17 protein-coding genes are annotated in these 16131 nt (G+C 61.0%); 7 read left to right on the top strand and 10 right to left on the bottom strand.

Annotation, left to right across the window (positions count from 1 at the left end):
- The first annotated feature begins 21 nt into the window (after positions 1 to 21).
- Together dnaA and NMA58_RS00010 are read left to right on the top strand one after the other, a co-directional pair.
- On the top strand, positions 22 to 1572 hold the full coding sequence (gene dnaA, locus NMA58_RS00005) for a chromosomal replication initiator protein DnaA (protein WP_085779934.1): 1551 nt from the start codon (positions 22 to 24) through the stop codon (positions 1570 to 1572).
- A gap of 122 nt (positions 1573 to 1694) precedes the next feature.
- Positions 1695 to 2777 carry a saccharopine dehydrogenase C-terminal domain-containing protein gene (locus NMA58_RS00010; protein ID WP_430958220.1) on the top strand — a complete coding sequence of 361 codons (1083 nt, stop codon included), beginning with the start codon at positions 1695 to 1697 and terminating at the stop codon, positions 2775 to 2777.
- Positions 2778 to 2833: 56 nt separating this feature from the next.
- Here the strand turns inward: NMA58_RS00010 and hemW are convergent, their stop codons facing one another.
- From hemW to rph, 4 genes are read right to left on the bottom strand one after another with little or no spacing between them, the layout of a single operon-like run.
- Complete coding sequence (hemW, locus tag NMA58_RS00015; protein WP_430958221.1) at positions 2834 to 4036, bottom strand: radical SAM family heme chaperone HemW; 1203 nt, start codon at positions 4034 to 4036, stop codon at positions 2834 to 2836.
- A 9-nt stretch (positions 4037 to 4045) separates the two neighbouring features.
- Positions 4046 to 4690, bottom strand: a complete 645-nt coding sequence (rdgB, locus tag NMA58_RS00020; protein WP_085776708.1) for an RdgB/HAM1 family non-canonical purine NTP pyrophosphatase — start codon at positions 4688 to 4690, stop codon at positions 4046 to 4048.
- The gene (locus NMA58_RS00025; protein WP_085776709.1) at positions 4691 to 5116 is read right to left on the bottom strand and encodes a VOC family protein; all 426 of its coding nucleotides are present in this window, start codon (positions 5114 to 5116) and stop codon (positions 4691 to 4693) included. It lies immediately after the preceding gene.
- Positions 5113 to 5832 carry a ribonuclease PH gene (rph, locus tag NMA58_RS00030; RefSeq protein ID WP_085776710.1) on the bottom strand — a complete coding sequence of 240 codons (720 nt, stop codon included), beginning with the start codon at positions 5830 to 5832 and terminating at the stop codon, positions 5113 to 5115. Before rph ends, NMA58_RS00025 begins: the two co-directional genes overlap by 4 nt.
- A gap of 125 nt (positions 5833 to 5957) precedes the next feature.
- Here rph and hrcA point away from each other — a divergent pair, with 125 nt between their 5' ends.
- Positions 5958 to 7046 (top strand): heat-inducible transcriptional repressor HrcA, encoded by a 1089-nt coding sequence (gene hrcA, locus NMA58_RS00035; protein WP_434711914.1) that lies wholly within the window; start codon positions 5958 to 5960, stop codon positions 7044 to 7046.
- 110 nt (positions 7047 to 7156) lie between these two features.
- Positions 7157 to 7792, top strand: coding sequence for a nucleotide exchange factor GrpE (grpE, locus tag NMA58_RS00040; protein WP_085776712.1), 636 nt, complete (start codon positions 7157 to 7159; stop codon positions 7790 to 7792).
- A 33-nt stretch (positions 7793 to 7825) separates the two neighbouring features.
- Here grpE and NMA58_RS00045 read toward each other — a convergent pair whose 3' ends face one another.
- Positions 7826 to 8770 (bottom strand): nucleoside hydrolase, encoded by a 945-nt coding sequence (locus NMA58_RS00045; RefSeq protein WP_434711915.1) that lies wholly within the window; start codon positions 8768 to 8770, stop codon positions 7826 to 7828.
- A gap of 282 nt (positions 8771 to 9052) precedes the next feature.
- On the opposite strand from NMA58_RS00045, the gene NMA58_RS00050 reads away from it, so the two are divergent.
- Positions 9053 to 9478 carry an Hsp20 family protein gene (locus NMA58_RS00050; RefSeq protein WP_010032703.1) on the top strand — a complete coding sequence of 142 codons (426 nt, stop codon included), beginning with the start codon at positions 9053 to 9055 and terminating at the stop codon, positions 9476 to 9478.
- Positions 9479 to 9525: 47 nt separating this feature from the next.
- Complete coding sequence (locus NMA58_RS00055; protein ID WP_008524631.1) at positions 9526 to 9783, top strand: DUF1150 family protein; 258 nt, start codon at positions 9526 to 9528, stop codon at positions 9781 to 9783.
- A gap of 87 nt (positions 9784 to 9870) precedes the next feature.
- On the opposite strand, the gene NMA58_RS00060 is transcribed toward NMA58_RS00055, so the two are convergent.
- The gene (locus NMA58_RS00060; RefSeq protein WP_434711916.1) at positions 9871 to 10425 is read right to left on the bottom strand and encodes a methyltransferase family protein; all 555 of its coding nucleotides are present in this window, start codon (positions 10423 to 10425) and stop codon (positions 9871 to 9873) included.
- 213 nt (positions 10426 to 10638) lie between these two features.
- On the opposite strand from NMA58_RS00060, the gene NMA58_RS00065 reads away from it, so the two are divergent.
- The gene (locus tag NMA58_RS00065; protein ID WP_434711917.1) at positions 10639 to 11517 is read left to right on the top strand and encodes an alpha/beta fold hydrolase; all 879 of its coding nucleotides are present in this window, start codon (positions 10639 to 10641) and stop codon (positions 11515 to 11517) included.
- 209 nt (positions 11518 to 11726) lie between these two features.
- Here NMA58_RS00065 and trmB read toward each other — a convergent pair whose 3' ends face one another.
- The 4 genes from trmB to lnt form a co-directional block, all read right to left on the bottom strand.
- A complete protein-coding gene (trmB, locus tag NMA58_RS00070; RefSeq protein WP_183700531.1) occupies positions 11727 to 12428 on the bottom strand; it encodes a tRNA (guanine(46)-N(7))-methyltransferase TrmB in 702 nt (233 codons plus the stop codon).
- On the bottom strand, positions 12425 to 13678 hold the full coding sequence (gene metK, locus NMA58_RS00075) for a methionine adenosyltransferase (protein ID WP_085776717.1): 1254 nt from the start codon (positions 13676 to 13678) through the stop codon (positions 12425 to 12427). The genes trmB and metK overlap by 4 nt, the downstream gene beginning before the upstream one ends.
- 179 nt (positions 13679 to 13857) lie before the next feature.
- A complete protein-coding gene (locus tag NMA58_RS00080) occupies positions 13858 to 14277 on the bottom strand; it encodes a helix-turn-helix domain-containing protein (RefSeq protein ID WP_064707753.1) in 420 nt (139 codons plus the stop codon).
- Positions 14278 to 14424: 147 nt separating this feature from the next.
- Complete coding sequence (lnt, locus tag NMA58_RS00085) at positions 14425 to 16029, bottom strand: apolipoprotein N-acyltransferase (protein ID WP_434711918.1); 1605 nt, start codon at positions 16027 to 16029, stop codon at positions 14425 to 14427.
- Positions 16030 to 16131 lie beyond the last annotated feature (102 nt).

A 16131-nucleotide genomic window follows, 5' to 3' on the forward strand; every position in this document is an offset into this window, starting at 1 on the left:
GTGGAATTGAAAGGCGGCATTATGCAGATGAATACGATGATGGCAGGCGGGCTCGACAATGGGGATGCGGCACCGCAAGCGTTCGGCTCCATGCGCCAGGAAGTGGGGGAAGCTAAGGCGGAAATGAAGCAGAGCATTTTGTTTGAGCGCGTCAGCGCGCGCTTGAAGGCCCAGGTCGGTCCTGACGTCTATGCCAGCTGGTTTGCCAGGTTGAAGCTGCATTCGGTCTCGAAGAGCGTTGTTCGCCTTTCGGTTCCCACGACCTTCCTGAAGTCGTGGATCAACAATCGTTATCTCGATCTCATCACGGGTCTGTTCCAGGCCGAAGACCCGGAAATCCTGAAAGTCGAAATCCTGGTGCGCACCGCAACGCGCAGCGGCATGAAGGCCGTCGACGAGGTGGTCCAGCCCGAGCCGGCTGCTCCCGCGCAGATGCGCCGTCCGCCGAGCGCCCAGCCGGCCGGTCAGGCCGTCCAGCAGGCAGTTTCGGCCGTCGCCGCCGCAAGGCCAGCAAGCCTCGGTACCCCGCTGTTCGGCTCGCCGCTCGACAGCCGTTTCACCTTCGATACCTTCGTGGAAGGCAGCTCGAACCGCGTCGCGCTTGCGGCTGCCAAGACGATCGCGGAAGTCGGCTCCGGCGCCGTACGGTTCAATCCGCTATTTGTCCATTCGACGGTCGGGCTCGGCAAGACTCATCTCTTGCAGGCGATCGCCAATGCGGCGGTCCAGAACCCGCGGGCCCTGCGTGTCGTCTATCTGACGGCCGAATATTTCATGTGGCGCTTCGCCACGGCGATCCGCGACAATGACGCGCTGACGCTGAAAGACTCGTTGCGCAACATCGACCTCTTGATCATCGACGACATGCAGTTCCTGCAGGGCAAGATGATCCAGCATGAATTCTGCCATCTTCTGAATATGCTGCTCGACAGCGCCAAGCAGGTCGTCGTCGCCGCCGACCGCGCTCCATGGGAGCTGGAGTCGCTCGATCCGCGCGTCCGCTCGCGCCTGCAGGGCGGCGTTGCCATCGAACTCGACGCGCCGGATTATGAAATGCGCCTCGAAATCCTCAAGCGGCGCCTGGCCGCGGCCCGGCTCGAGGACCCCTCTCTCGAAATTCCCGCAGACCTCCTGCAGCATGTCGCCCGCAATATCACGGCCAGCGGCCGGGAACTCGAAGGCGCCTTCAACCAGCTGATCTTCCGCCGCTCCTTCGAGCCGAACCTGTCGATCGAGCGCGTCGACGAATTGCTCGCCCATCTCGTCGGTTCGGGCGAACCGCGCCGTGTACGCATCGAGGATATCCAGCGCATCGTTGCCAGGCATTACAACGTCTCGCGCCAGGAACTGGTCTCCAATCGGCGCACCCGCGTCATCGTCAAGCCGCGCCAGATCGCCATGTATCTGTCGAAGACGCTGACGCCGCGCTCCTTTCCGGAAATCGGCCGCCGCTTCGGCGGGCGCGATCACACGACCGTGCTGCATGCCGTGCGCAAGATCGAGGAGCTGATATCAGGTGACACCAAGCTTTCGCACGAAATCGAGCTGCTGAAGCGGCTGATCAACGAGTAATCGGCGGACCTGTCGGGAATTTGACGGCTGGAAGCGATTCCAGCCGTTTTCCTTTATAAGCCTTTTATTCTATACCTCCCCACGTCCAAGAAGAGCGCCGAACGGCGCATGGGAGGGAATGAATGAGTTTCGAAAAGATCGCCGTTCTCGGCCTCGGCAAGGTCGGGCGGCTGGCGGCAACGCTTTTGCATGAAGGCGGCTTCAAGGTCATTGGTGTCGATGCGCAGCTGCCCCTGGGCGAGCTGCCCTTTACATGCCGCGCAGGCGACATATCCGATCCGCAGGTGATCGGCGAACTGCTCTCGAACGTTGAGGCGGTGCTGTCTTGCTTGCCCTATCACCTGAACATCGAGCTGGCTCGCGCTGCCCATCTTGCCGGCATTCATTACTTCGATCTGACGGAAGACGTCCCAACCACCAATTTCATCATCGAACTGTCGAAGACCGCCCGCGGACTGATGGCGCCGCAATGCGGCCTGGCGCCCGGTTTCGTCGGCATCGTCGGCGCAAGCCTGGCCGACGGCTTCGATCGCTGCCGATCGATCCGCATGCGCGTCGGCGCCCTTCCGCAGCATCCGACGGGTCTTCTCGGCTATGCCTTCAACTGGTCGCCGGAAGGCGTCGTCAACGAATATCTGAATGATTGCGAGGTCATCGAGGGCGGCGTGCGCAAGCTCGTCTCGCCGATGGAGTGGCACGAGACCATCTATGTCGGTGGTGTCAAGCTCGAAGCCTTCACGACATCGGGCGGCCTCGGCACCATGTGCGACACCATGCTCGGCACGGTTGACAATCTCGACTACAAGACCATGCGTTATCCCGGCCATATGGAGCTGATGAACTTCTTCTTCCATGAGCTCTTGATGCGCGACAAGCGCAAGCTCGCCGGCGAGATCCTGACCAATGCCAAGCCGCCTGTCGAAGACGATGTCGTCTACGTGCACGTGGCCGCGGAAGGCACGGAGAACGGCAGCCTGCGTCGCAAGGAATTCGTGCGCGCTTATTACCCGATCGAGATCGCCGGCGCCCGCCGCACAGCGATCGCCTGGACGACGTCGGCCTCGGTCGTCGCCGTCATCGAGATGGTCCGCGATGGTCTCCTGCCGGCGACCGGCTTCCTGCACCAGGAACACATTCCGCTGGAGATGTTCCTGAAAACGCCGACCGGCAGCCTCTTCAAGGCGGGCGCCACCAGCCACGGCTGAGAAGGTTTTTCGGCGCGGGCAGCAATATCATTACCGCGCCGGAACTCTTATGGGTGTCAGCAGGCGAGATCGGCGACGACGGAATCGAGGATCAGCATGCCCGATGGCGTGCAGCGCAGCCGCGAATTGCCGATCCGCTCGACGAATTTATGTTCGAGCAGGAATTCCTCGCGTTTCGGGTCGAGCTCACGGCCCGAAAGCTGCTGCCAGCGGGCGAGATCGACGCCTTCCCTGAGCCGCAGTCCCATCAACAGCAGTTCGTCCGACTGTTCGTCGAAACCGAGCCGCTCCTCATCGAGAATGCCGTGGCCGTCGCGCTCGACCATCTCGAGCCAGGCTTCCGGCTTGCGCTCGGTCGCCGTCGCGAGCTTCTCATGCCCACGCGTCAGGCGGCCGTGCGCGCCCGGACCGATGCCGGCATAGTCGCCGTAACGCCAGTAGGTCAGGTTATGGCGGCTTTCGGCACCCGGCCGGGCATGATTGGAAACCTCGTAGGCGGGCATGCCCTCACGCGTCGTGATCTCCTGCGTCGCCTCGTAGAGCAGGGCCGATTGCTCGCCGTCCGGCACGATCAGCTTGCCTGATTTATGCAGACCGAAGAAGGGCGTGCCTTCCTCGATGGTCAGCTGATAGAGCGACAGATGGTCGACCGCATAGGAGATTGCTTCCTTCAGTTCCTTCTCCCATTCCTCGACTGTCTGCTCCGGCCGGGCATAGATGAGGTCGAAGGACATGCGCGGGAAGATCTCGCGCGCCAGCCGGATCGCCTTCAGCGCGTCGGCGACGTCATGCAGCCGGCCGAGGAATTTCAGATCGCGGTCGTTCAGCGCCTGTACGCCGAGCGAGACACGGTTGACGCCGGCCGCGCGGTAGCCGCGGAACCGTTCGGCCTCGACGCTCGACGGATTGGCTTCCATGGTGATTTCGATGCCGGCGGGCACATGCCAGTGCCGCGCGATGCCGTCGAGAATGGCATCGACCGTTTCCGGCTTCATCAGCGATGGCGTGCCGCCGCCGAGGAAGATGCTGGTCACCGTCTTCGGCCCGCTCATTGCCCGAACTGCCGCCATCTCCTTCAGAAAGGCCGATGCAAAGCGCTCCTGGTCCACCGGCTGATGGCGTACATGGCTGTTGAAGTCGCAATAGGGACACTTCGCCGCGCAGAAGGGCCAATGCACATAGACGCCGAAGCCGGGCTCGCCGGTATCGGGCAGCAGCGCGGCGTCGCGCGAGAGGCTTGGCGTATCGAAATTGCCCACGAACAGACCTTATGCCTCCAGGCAGGTTTCGACGAAAAGTTTGAAGGCACGGGCCCGGTGCGACAGCGCCTGCGGCTTGCCGAGGTTCCAGCCGTGCTTCTCCTCGCCGCTCATTTCGCCGAAGGTGACGTCATAACCCTCGGGCTGAAAGACCGGATCGTAGCCGAAGCCTTGCGTGCCGCGCGGCGGCCAGACGACATGGCCTTCGACCTCGCCGCGGAAAAGCTCGGTATGCCCGTCCGGCCAGGCAAGGCAGAGCACGCTGACGAAACGCGCCCCGCGCTGTTCAGGCGTCGTTGCGCCGGCATCCTGCAGCGCCTTTTCCACCTTGGCCATCGCCATGTCGAAATCGCGCGTGCCGTCTGCGGTCTCCGCCCAGTTGGCGGTGTAGACGCCGGGATCGCCACCGAGCGCGTCGACCACCAGCCCGGAATCGTCCGAAAGCGCCGGCATGCCGGCGGCATTGGCCGAGGCCACCGCCTTGATCGTCGCATTCTCCTCGAAGCTCGTGCCGGTCTCGTCAGGTTCGACGAAATTCAGTTCGGCCGCGGATTTGGCGGTGAAGCCAAGCGGCCCGATCAATTCCTGGATCTCGCGGATCTTGCCGGCATTGTGGCTGGCGACGACGATTGTTTTGGTTTCGAGCTTGCGCATTCAGATATCCTGTTCGAGGCCCCAGATTTTTGCCTCCGCGCATTCCAGGCTGTTGCCGGCAGGGTCGCGGAAATAGATCGAGCGGCCGCCATTTGGCCAGTGCACCTCGGATTCGATCGCGACATCAGCCGCCTTCAGCCGTTCGGCCATGGCATCGATATTGCGGCCGGACACACGAAAACAGGCATGGCCCTGGCCGGTCGCCCCGTGCGGCGGCACCTGCAGCGCGTCGGCTGCCGGCGGCTTTATCGTTTCCTCGGGGTTGAAGATGAGGAGAACGCCTGGCCCACAGCGGAAGAAGACATGCCGGTTGCCGGCGCGGGAGATCTTTTCAAGCCCGAGAACGCCCTCGTAGAACGTCTCGGCCTGATCGAGATCGCGCGCATAAAGCGCCGTTTCCAACATGCCTTCCAGCATGGCATTCATCCCGCAATCGCCTCTTTCTGCAGGGTGACGAGTTCGCTGATGCCGTTCTTGGCAAGCCGCATCAGAGAGCTGAATTCCTCTTCGCTGAACGGCGTGCCTTCGGCCGTGCCCTGGATTTCGACGATGCCGCCGGCGCCGGTCATGACGAAGTTCGCATCGGTCTCGGCAGAGGAATCCTCGAGATAATCGAGGTCGATCACCGGCTGGTTGGCGAAAACGCCGCAGGAGATGGCGGCGACATGATCCTTCAGGACCCGGTCGACCTTGATCATGTTGCGGCTTTCCATCCATTTCAGGCAATCGTAAAGCGCGATCCAGCCGCCGGTGATCGAGGCGGTCCGTGTGCCGCCATCGGCCTGGATGACGTCGCAATCGAGCGTGATCTGCTTTTCGCCGAGCGCCTGCAGATCGACGACGGCGCGCAGCGACCGGCCGATCAGCCGTTGGATTTCCTGCGTGCGGCCGCCCTGCTTGCCGGCGGCGGCCTCGCGTTTCATGCGCTCGCCGGTCGCCCGCGGCAGCATGCCGTATTCGGCCGTGACCCAGCCCTTGCCGGTGTTGCGCAGCCATGGCGGCGTCTTTTCCTCGAGGCTTGCGGTGCAAAGCACATGCGTATCGCCGAATTTCACCAGGCAGGAGCCTTCCGCATGCTTGGAAAAATTGCGCTCGAACGAGACCTTGCGCATCTGGTCGGTTTTTCTGCCTGAAGGCCGCATTCTTATCTCCTGGAGTTGCTGACCGCTTCTACGATTGGCGGCGCTCATTTGCAAATTCCCTTTTGCCACGCGTGCGAGTTTGACTATATTTTCGGGAGCATCATCAGCGTGGGTTCAAGAGGTTCATGGGCATCAGGTCGACGTCGGTTTCGGATGCCGTTGCTGCGCTGGACGAGCGCTCCAGAGAAATTTTTCGCCGCATCGTCGAGGGTTATCTCGAAAGCGGCGAGCCGCTCGGCTCGCGCAATCTGTCGCGCCTGTTGCCGATGTCACTCTCGCCGGCGTCGGTGCGAAATGTCATGAGCGATCTCGAGGAACTCGGTCTCATCTATTCCCCCCATGTCAGCGCCGGCCGGCTGCCGACCCAGATCGGGCTGCGCTTCTTCGTCGATGCCTTCATGCAGATCGGCGATCTCTCCGCCGAGGACCGCGCCAGTATCGACCGCCAAGTGCGGGTCGAAAGCGGCGGCAATCCGGTGGAATCGATGATGAACGAGGCGAGCCGCATGCTTTCCGGCATCTCGCGCGGGGCCGGCCTCGTCATCACCTCGAAAAGCGATCCGGTGCTGAAACATGTCGAGTTCATCCGGCTTGAACCGACAAAGGCGCTCGCCGTGCTCGTCGGCGATCACGACCAGGTGGAAAACCGCATCATCGAACTGCCTGCCGGCATCACCTCCTCGCAGTTGACGGAGGCGGCGAATTTCCTCAACGCGCACATGTCCGGCCAGACGCTGCCGGAGCTGCGCAAACAATTAAGCCGTTTGAAGGATGATGTCCGCCACGAGCTCGATGCGCTCTCGCGCGATCTTGTAGAGCGCGGCATCGCCGTCTGGGCCGGCAGCCCGGAGGAGGGAAAGCCCGCCCAGCTGATCATCCGCGGCCGCGCCAACCTGCTCGAGGGCCTTGCCGGCGCCGAAGATCTCGACCGGCTTCGCATGCTGTTCGACGATCTCGAAAAAAAGGACAGCCTGATCGAGCTTCTCAACCTGGCCGAAAGCGGTTCGGGCGTGCGCATCTTCATCGGTTCGGAAAACAAGCTCTTCTCGCTGTCCGGCTCGTCGCTCATCGTCGCGCCCTATCGCGACGATGATGACCGGATTGTCGGCGCTGTCGGCGTCATCGGCCCGACGCGGCTCAATTATTCCCGCATCGTGCCGATGGTGGATTACACCGCTCAGCTCGTCTCCCGCCTGTCGCGCAATCCGCTTTGACATCATCACTGAGGAAGCGCGGAATTTTCGCTTCTTCGTCACGCAGACTTGATTTTTTCCGGCCAAACCTCGATATCGGGCGCATCTGAAAATACCAACCGGAGACCGTCATGACCGATGAAACGACGAAAAACGGACCTGACGCAACTGCGGCCGATGCCGCAGCCGACGCTGCCGTCAACGTCGAGACTGCCACTGTCGAGCAGGAGGAGGCCAAGCAGCCGGATCCGCTCGAGCTTCTGAAGGCCGAGAATGCCGAGCTGCGTGACCGCTATCTGCGACTTGCCGCCGAGATGGATAATCTGCGCCGTCGCACCGAGCGCGAGGTGAAGGATGCAAAATCCTATTCCGTCGCCGGTTTCGCTCGCGACATGCTCGCCGTCTCGGACAATTTGCGCCGGGCGCTGGACGCCATCTCTCCCGAGGCCAAAGCCACGGCCGACGCCGGCCTCACCACGCTGATCGAAGGTGTGGAAATGACCGAGCGCTCGATGCTCTCGGCGTTGGAGCGACACGGCGTTCGCAAGCTGGAGCCGGTCGGCCAGAAATTCGATCCGAATTTCCATCAAGCAATGTTCGAGGTGCCGAACTCCGAAGTGCCGAACAATACCGTCGTCCAGGTCGTGCAGGCCGGCTTCACCATCGGCGAGCGCGTCCTGCGCCCGGCCATGGTCGGCGTCGCCAAGGGCGGCCCGAAACCGGTCGAGGCCGAAGCCAATTCCGTCTTCGACGAGAAGGACGCCTGAGGTCGTTTCGCTCTTCGGAGAAGCAAAGAATAATCAGATGCGGGCGAAGCGCTCGATCAGGAGATCGAAGAAACCGTCCGCATCGACGTAACGCATCACCTTGGCGTTGCGCTTGCGGTCGGTCACACGCCACCAGTCGACGACGGTCATGCCGGCCGTAAGTTCGGACCGGACCTCGATCTCGACATTGCAGTCCCGGCCCTGGAAAAGTTCCGGCTTCAGCAGATAGGCGACGACCGTCGGGTCGTGCAACGGCCCGCCGTCTGAGCCGTATTTCTCGATATCGAAGCGTTCGAAGAATTCCAGCATTTCGACCATCGCCTTTGCCGGAGCCGTGCCGATCTCGTCCATGCGTTTGACCCGGTCCTTGCGGGTCAGCAGCTGGTGCGTCACGTCGAGCGGCATCATCACGATCGGAACGCCCGAGCGGAAAACGATATCGGCCGCCTCGGGATCGACATAGATGTTGAATTCGGCGGCCGGCGTAATATTGCCGCCCTCGAAGAAGCCGCCGCCCATCATCACCAGCTCGCGAATGCGGGCAACGATGTCGGGCGCCTTCTGGAAGGCCATGCCGATATTGGTGAGCGGCCCGAGCGTGCAGAGCGTCACCGTGCCTTCAGGCTCGCGGCGCAGCGTCTCGATGATGAAATCGACGGAATGGCCGGGTTGCAGCGCCATCGTCGGTTCGGGCAGAACAGGGCCGTCGAGGCCGGTCTTGCCGTGCACATGTTCTGCCGTCACCAGCTTGCGGGCGATCGGCTTGTCGGCGCCAGCGAAAACCTTCACATCCGTGCGGCCGCAGAGTTCGCAGACGATGCGCGCGTTGCGGCTGGTGAGAGACAGCGGCACGTTGCCGGCGACCGTCGTGATCCCCAGCACCTCGAGCTCATCCGGGCTGCCGAAAGCCAGCATGATGGCGGCCGCGTCGTCCTGGCCGGGATCGGTGTCGATGATGATCTTTCTCGCGCTTGCCATTCCAATCGTCCCGTTCTCGCCACGCCGCTTATCCCGGCGGGCACCATTTCTTCATTTCCCGTCACAAATCGGCACATTCCGCGCGGGGCATGTTTTGATGCGAGGCAGCAGGTCCTTTGTCAAGCAAGGAGGCAGACGCCGCCATTCGAAAAGTGACAGATGTTTAAATCGGGGAGGGCGCGCGCGCCTTGCAGCGCCGTGATCATGCCCCCATATTAGCGGCATCCGGATGCTGCACTTTTAGGTCCGGGATGGTCGCTTGCATCAAGGACTTGAAAAGAGATGAGCCGCATTACCCCTTTCGCCAGCCCTCTGCTTCTGGGCTTTGACGCCATGGAAAAGACGCTGGAGCGCATTTCCAAGGCGAGCGACGGATACCCGCCTTACAATATCGAACGCATCGCCGCCGACAGCGGCGCGCCCGAGCGTCTGCGCATCACCCTTGCCGTTGCCGGTTTCAGCGAGGAGGAGCTTGATGTCTCCACCGAGGAGAACCAGCTTGTCATCCGCGGCCGTCAGGTGGAGCAGGGCGAGCGGGATTATCTCTATCGCGGCATCGCCGCCCGCCAGTTCCAGCGCACCTTCGTGCTGGCCGACGGCATGCAGGTATTGGGCGCCGGCCTAAAGAACGGTCTGCTCTCCGTCGATCTAATTCGACCCGAACCCGCCCGCATGGTCAAGAAAATTAACATTTCGGTTTCACAGTAGAACAACGGTTTGTCGAACCGTTGGTCCCTTCTTCCGGAGGAACAGGAATGTTGATGAAAGAAGCCACGTCTCACTTGACCAAATCCGAGCTTGCCCACATCGGCAACGGCGAGGTCGCCTACATCAGAAAGATGCGCACCGAAGAGGTCGCCAAGTGCTTTCCAGAGGCGCCGGATATCGATCCGAATGTCGATCTCTGGGCGCTCTTCGGCGCCGACGGCACGCCGATTCTGCTGACGGACAACCGTTCCAGCACCTTCTTCAAAGCGGCCGAGGACGAATTGAAGACGGTCAGCCTGCACTGACCGTCAAGACCGTCTGCTACGTTTCACTGCTTGCGGTGCACGGTCGCTCTATTGGATTTCGCTGCCGTCCGGACGGATGTCACGACATTATCGCCAATCGAACCACGGCGTCAGCAAGCCCGTCTTGCGCCGATAGGCTTCATATTCGGATGCCAGCGGTGATAGGGCGAATTTCCTCTCCTCGTTGCGGGCTGCAATCACGTAGACAACCGTAAAAAATAAGACCGGCAGGATCGACCATATCGACCAAGATGCCAGCGCCCACCCCGACCAGAAGAGCAGGTAGGACGTGTAAAAAGGGTGCCGCAGGTAGCGATAGGGACCGTCGGTGACAAGACTATCTGGGTGATCGAGGGTGAACACAAAGCGCAACCTGGCCTCTCGCGACGCCGACACCGCCCACCAGAACAAGACCGCCGACCCGATTTCAAATCCCAGTCCGACGACCTGTACCCATAGCATCTGCGTCTCGGACCAAACCAGGTACAGGAAAAACGCCGTCGTCGCGATGACGACGACGGTGATCAGCTTTGCTCCGGCTTCCATCTTCGGCGAGTTGAAGTGGCCTCGCAACGACCACGCGTAGAACCCGACGACACTCAGGCTGGTGATCGAAATAACAATGTCCAGAATAAATTGCATCGTGATGCTCACCGTGAAAGGTTGGTTGCAATTGCTGCTGCGACAGACCTAACCCGTATACAACGCCAAGGCAAATGATTGTGTATTAATGCGTAACCGCCCCGAAACGTGTCGTGATTGCACGACCTGGTTCAGATCTGGTTTACGATGATCATGCACCTGCCATAGATATTTTCGTGCAAGACTTTGGCTGCGCGTTAGGGGTCGCAGTTTATGGACATGTTTCACTGTACAATCGACACCAGCCACGGCGCTGTGCGCATCAGTGACACTATTGATGGCGCTGCACCACTGGTTATGATACACGGTTCGGGCAGCTCACGGACGGTCTTTTCACAGCAATTACACAGCCATTTGTCCCGGAATTGGCGTCTGATTGCGCTCGATCTTCCGGGACATGGCGAATCGAGCGACGCTCGAGATCCGCAGTCAACTTACACCGTCACCGGTCTTGCCGACTGCATAGGAGAGGTGGCAGCCCGCCTGGGGCTCCGTCGCTTTCCCGTGCTGGGATGGTCGCTTGGCGGTCACGTCGCGATTGAGATGGCGGGCAGCAGCAACGGCATTTCGGGCCTGATGTTGTGCGGCACGCCACCGATCCACAGCGGTCTCCTCGGAATGCTGCGGGGATTCCATCCATCATTTGATATTCTTCTGGCATCAAAAGAGAACTTTACATCGCGTGATGTGGAGCGGTTTCAGTCTCTTTGCTTTGGAGACACGAGCAACCCCTCCTTTCGCGATGCCATAGCGCGCGCGGACGGGAGACTAAGGAGCGTTTTTTCTCGCGCAATGTTGCGGGGGCAGGGGGTGGATCAGCGCCGCACCGTCGAACAGGCTGATATACCCATTGCTTTTGTGAATGGATCTTATGACCCCTTTGTCAAACTCAGCTATTTTTCGGGCCTGAACATCCAGTTGCTCTTCGAAGGCAAAGCGCATGTAATAGAAGGGGCTGGACACGCGCCCTTCTGGGAAAAGCCGGAGAGCTTCAACTCGATACTCGACCGGTTCCTGAACACAGTCGCCGCTCATGAAGCCAATACCGACCTGAAAAATCAACACTGTCGCCGCAGTGGAAGCCAGATATAGGATCATCATTTCGGCACATGAGATGCTCCCGGTCATTTTCTCCCTTCCATTTGAGCGGAGGGTGGCCAGCACGGAAATAGTCGCGTCAGCGGCAATTGCAACCGTTCCACGGCGGAACTCTACGCGCCACAAGTGAGAGCGTAGCGCGTTCAGTTCGGTTTGTTTTCGTCGTCGGTTTTGGAGCAGGATGCCGGAAATTGCCGACAGCCTCAGATCTTCCTGAAGGTCAGATAGGCCGAAGAGCGGCCCTCGCGGCGTGCCTTGGCCTCGTAGCGCGTGCTCGGCCAGCCCTCATAGGGGGTCAGCCAATCCGCCGCATTGTCGGCCAGCCAGTCGAAGCCGCCATGGTCGCGGCATTTGATCAGCGTCCAGTTCACATAGGTGTCGATGTCGGAGGCGAAGCAGAACAGGCCGCCGGGCTTCAGCACCCGGTGGAAGCGGTCGAGATTGGTCTTCGAGACGAAGCGGCGTTTCCAGTGCTTCCGCTTCGGCCAGGGATCGGGATAGAGCAGATCGATGTGGTCGAGCGAAGCGTCCGGCAGCCAGTCGAGCAGTTGCGTCGCATCGTCATTATAGACGCGAATGTTCTGCGCGCCCGTCTGGCCGACGCGTGACAAAAGCTTCTGCATCGAATTGACGAAGGGTTCGGCGCCGATGAAGCCGGTGGACGGGGTCGCCAGCGCGCGATGCATCAGATGCTCGCCGCCGCCGAAACCGATTTCCAGCCGCAATGTCTTGACCGGAACCGGGAAGAGGGAGGTCAGCGGCTCCGGGGGAGCCGCCGAGAGATCGATGAGGAATGCCGGGAGCAGGCTATTCAGCGTTTCCGCCTGCTGTTCGCGCAGGGCCTTTCCCTTGCGGCGACCGAAAAAGGCTTCGGTCGCCCGTCCCCGGCGCTCCATATCCGTCATGCAGCGACCTTGGTCTTGACGGCTTCCTTGAGCGCCTTGACGAGGTCGGTGCGCTCCCAGGAGAACGAGCCGTCGCGGCCAGCCTTGCGGCCGAAATGACCATAGGCCGAGGTCTTGGCGTAGATCGGCTTGTTGAGGTCGAGGTGACGGCGGATGCCCGACGGCGACAGGTCCATATTCTGGCGGATCGCCGCTTCAACCTGGTCTTCCGACACACCCTTGCCGGTGCCGTGCAGGTCGACATAGATCGACAGCGGCTGAGCGACGCCGATGGCGTAGGAGAGCTGGATCGTGCAGCGGTCGGCGAGGCCGGCGGCGACGACGTTCTTGGCGAGGTAGCGTGCGGCATAGGCAGCCGAACGGTCGACCTTGGTCGTGTCCTTGCCGGAAAATGCGCCGCCGCCATGTGGAGCCGCACCGCCATAGGTGTCGACGATGATCTTGCGGCCGGTCAGGCCCGCATCGCCGTCCGGTCCGCCGATGACGAACTTGCCGGTCGGATTGATGTACCACTTGCAATCCTCGGCGATCTTCAGTTCACCGAGCGCCTCGCGAATATAGGGCTCGACGACGGCGCGGACCTTCTTGGAATCCCAGCTCTCGTCGAGATGCTGGGTCGAAAGCACGATCGAGGTCACTTCCGACGGCTTGCCGTCGACGTAACGCACGGTCACCTGGCTCTTGGCGTCGGGGCCGAGCTTGGCGACTTCACCGTCGCCCTTCTTGCGGGCCGCAGCAAGCAGCTGCAGAATCCTGTGGGAATAATAGATCGGAGCCGGCATCAGGTCCGGCGTTTCCTTGCAGGCGTAACCAAACATGATGCCCTGGTCGCCGGCGCCCTCGTCGCCCTGCTGGTCGGCGGCGCTGTCGACGCCCTGGGCGATATCGGCCGACTGCGAGTGCAGCAGCACGTCGATCTTTGCCTTCTTCCAGTGGAAGCCGTCCTGTTCGTAGCCGATATCCTTGATGGCGCGGCGAGCAGCGGCCTTGAACTTCGAGGGATTGATGACGTCCTTGCCGTCCTTGTCCTTCTTCATCAGGCTCGGCGGCAGGCGGACCTCGCCGGCGATGACGACGCGATTGGTCGTTGCCAGCGTTTCGCAGGCAATGCGCACGCCCCACGGATTGACGCCGGTCTTGGCCGCTTCGCGGTAGACCAGATCGACGATCTCGTCGGAGATGCGGTCACACACTTTGTCCGGATGACCTTCGGCAACAGATTCGCTGGTAAAGAGATAATTCGCGCGCATTCCGGGATTCCCCTCAAAGAATAAAAGCAAGCTAGTAGGTACTCAGTTCGAGCGCTGATGACAAGCGCACAAGGACATAAATATATCTTTATATCTGCGGCGATGTGACAAATTTTGCCCGAAAAACGCAAAAAAAGCGGCCTTTCGACCGCCTTTCCTATTTTGCGATGAGAGCTGGATCAGTCAGCGTCGGCTTCGGCAGCGAGCGCCTTGACCAGTTCCACGACCTTGCGGCGTACCTTGGGATCGGAAATCTTGACGAAGGCACGGTTGAGCTGCAGACCCTCCGAGGAGGAGAGGAAATCGACGACGTAATTCGAGCTGGAGGCTTCGGCCATGCCGCCGACGGCGCCGGCATGTTCGCCGGGCGCATCTTCGAAGAAGAAGGAGACCGGAACATTGAGGATGCTCGAGATGTTCTGCAGACGGCTTGCGCCGACACGGTTGGTGCCCTTCTCATATTTCTGGATCTGCTGGAAGGTGATGCCGAGGCTTTCGCCAAGCTTTTCCTGGCTCATGCCCAACATCGTCCGGCGAAGGCGAATGCGGCTGCCAACATGGATGTCGATCGGATTCGGCTTCTTCTTATTTTCAATCATGGTCGTGCCCTAGCTACGAATTTCTGTTTCCAACCGGCATGCCCCTGATCCATCCCAAAACGCCACGTTGTAAGCGGCGGGAACCCGCCGATAAACATACGTTAAGAACGCCGATTGACACCACTATGCAATTTTAGGGGTTTTTGGTCAATTCAACCCTAAAATAAAACCTCCGCGTGAAATTAGCGCAATCAATATCAGCAGTGCTTCGGTCAACCAGAAGTATGTCTGAAGGGGGTATGTGGTTCCGAACCCATTGCCGAACCCATCAACAGTTGCATCAATAAAGCCGGTCTCACCAAGACCGAGGCCTGCGATGATTTCCCCATGCGCGTTCACGAGTGCCGATATGCCGTTGTTGGCGTCGCGAATCAGCGGCAGGCCGGTCTCGATTGCCCGCACCCGCGCCTGCTGAAAATGCTGGTAGGGTCCGGGCGTGATGCCGAACCAGGCATCGTTGGTGAGGTTGAGAAGCGCGTTGGCATCCACGATGTCGCCGGTCATTTCGCCCGGAAAGATGATCTCATAGCAGATCAGCGGGTAGAGATTGAGGCCGCCGGGCAGCGCCAGCAGGTGCCGGGTTGCGGCGGCCGAAAAGCCGCCCGGTATCTCGACGACGTTCTGGATGCCGAGTTCGGTGAGGATGTCCTCGAAGGGCAGATATTCGCCGAAAGGCACGAGATGCACCTTGTCGGAGGCGGCGATGATCTGGCCGCGGCCGTCGATCACATAGATGGAATTGTAATAGCGCACCGGTGTGCCGGGCCCCAGCTCCTCGGCGCGCACTGCGCCGGCGATCAGGATCTGGTCGTCGTCGAGCGTATCGGCGATCCGCGTCAGCGCATCCTGGTTGTCGGTGAGGATGAAGGGGATCGAGGTTTCCGGCCAGACGATGATGTTGGGTTTGCGTCCGCCATTCCTCGGCGCTTCGGCCGAAAGCTTCAGATGGGTCTCGAAGATCGCATTGCGGTCGGCGTCGTTGTCCATCTTCGCCGCCTGATCGATAGCCGGCTGCACCAGCCGCACCACAGGTCGCTTGTCCTCGGGCAAGGGCTGCGGCCGCGGCGCCAGATGGAGGGCATAGGCGCCGTAACCGAGATGGGCGGCAAACAGCAGGGCGGCGAGCGCAATTCCAGGCTTCGCGCCCTGTCGCGTCCCGATCAGCGCCGGGGCGGAAAAGACGAAGACGGCAAGTGTCGTCACCCCCGTCACGCCGATCACATGCGCCGACTGCATCATCAGCGGAACGGGCATCAGGCCGTAACCGATGGCATTCCAGGGAAAGCCGGTGAGAATCACGCTTCGAAGCCATTCCATCAGGCCGAAACCGGCCGCAAGTGCGGCGATCCGTCCCAGGCCGTCCGACCAGACGATCCGGGCAAGTGCAGTCGCCAGCCCGTAGAAGACCGCAAGGCCGGCCGGCAGTCCGAGGACTGCCAGGGGCAGTGCCCAGGCAAATTCCTCCGAATCGACCAGCAAGGCATGGCCGATCCACCAGAGGCCGGCGACGAAATAGCCGAAGCCGAACAGCCAGCCGACGGCAAAGGCCGGCCATAACCTGCCGATCATGCCGCTTTCAGGAGAAGCCGCCGCCCCGTCGAGCAGCCAGACGAGCAGCGTGAAGGAGAGAAACATCGCAGCGAAAAAACCGAAAGGCGGCAGCGCCAGAGCGGCGAATGCTCCAGCGGCGACGGCCAGCAACGACCGTTTTAACCCCCAGACGAGGATAACCCTGTCCGCAAGCCGCTCCATGCGCACTCCCATCAAACCGCGAATCAACCCATGCGCAGTCTTTCAAAAAAGCGGCTCTTTGTCCTGTTTCCGCAACGGCCCTGAAAGGCGACCCGATTTTCG

The sequence above is a fragment of the Rhizobium sp. YTUHZ045 genome (genome assembly GCF_051124255.1).
GTDB lineage: Bacteria > Pseudomonadota > Alphaproteobacteria > Rhizobiales > Rhizobiaceae > Rhizobium.

What these genes read in the sequence shown, in the direction of transcription:
- dnaA (WP_085779934.1), top strand. Translation starts at nt 22, where the DNA reads ATGCAGATGAATACGATGATGGCAGGCGGGCTCGACAATGGGGATGCG.
- NMA58_RS00010 (WP_430958220.1), top strand. Translation starts at nt 1,695, where the DNA reads ATGAGTTTCGAAAAGATCGCCGTTCTCGGCCTCGGCAAGGTCGGGCGG.
- rdgB (WP_085776708.1), bottom strand. Translation starts at nt 4,690, where the DNA reads ATGCGCAAGCTCGAAACCAAAACAATCGTCGTCGCCAGCCACAATGCC.
- NMA58_RS00025 (WP_085776709.1), bottom strand. Translation starts at nt 5,116, where the DNA reads ATGAATGCCATGCTGGAAGGCATGTTGGAAACGGCGCTTTATGCGCGC.
- rph (WP_085776710.1), bottom strand. Translation starts at nt 5,832, where the DNA reads ATGCGGCCTTCAGGCAGAAAAACCGACCAGATGCGCAAGGTCTCGTTC.
- hrcA (WP_434711914.1), top strand. Translation starts at nt 5,958, where the DNA reads ATGGGCATCAGGTCGACGTCGGTTTCGGATGCCGTTGCTGCGCTGGAC.
- grpE (WP_085776712.1), top strand. Translation starts at nt 7,157, where the DNA reads ATGACCGATGAAACGACGAAAAACGGACCTGACGCAACTGCGGCCGAT.
- NMA58_RS00045 (WP_434711915.1), bottom strand. Translation starts at nt 8,770, where the DNA reads ATGGCAAGCGCGAGAAAGATCATCATCGACACCGATCCCGGCCAGGAC.
- NMA58_RS00050 (WP_010032703.1), top strand. Translation starts at nt 9,053, where the DNA reads ATGAGCCGCATTACCCCTTTCGCCAGCCCTCTGCTTCTGGGCTTTGAC.
- NMA58_RS00055 (WP_008524631.1), top strand. Translation starts at nt 9,526, where the DNA reads ATGTTGATGAAAGAAGCCACGTCTCACTTGACCAAATCCGAGCTTGCC.
- NMA58_RS00060 (WP_434711916.1), bottom strand. Translation starts at nt 10,425, where the DNA reads ATGCAATTTATTCTGGACATTGTTATTTCGATCACCAGCCTGAGTGTC.
- NMA58_RS00065 (WP_434711917.1), top strand. Translation starts at nt 10,639, where the DNA reads ATGGACATGTTTCACTGTACAATCGACACCAGCCACGGCGCTGTGCGC.
- trmB (WP_183700531.1), bottom strand. Translation starts at nt 12,428, where the DNA reads ATGACGGATATGGAGCGCCGGGGACGGGCGACCGAAGCCTTTTTCGGT.
- metK (WP_085776717.1), bottom strand. Translation starts at nt 13,678, where the DNA reads ATGCGCGCGAATTATCTCTTTACCAGCGAATCTGTTGCCGAAGGTCAT.
- NMA58_RS00080 (WP_064707753.1), bottom strand. Translation starts at nt 14,277, where the DNA reads ATGATTGAAAATAAGAAGAAGCCGAATCCGATCGACATCCATGTTGGC.
- lnt (WP_434711918.1), bottom strand. Translation starts at nt 16,029, where the DNA reads ATGGAGCGGCTTGCGGACAGGGTTATCCTCGTCTGGGGGTTAAAACGG.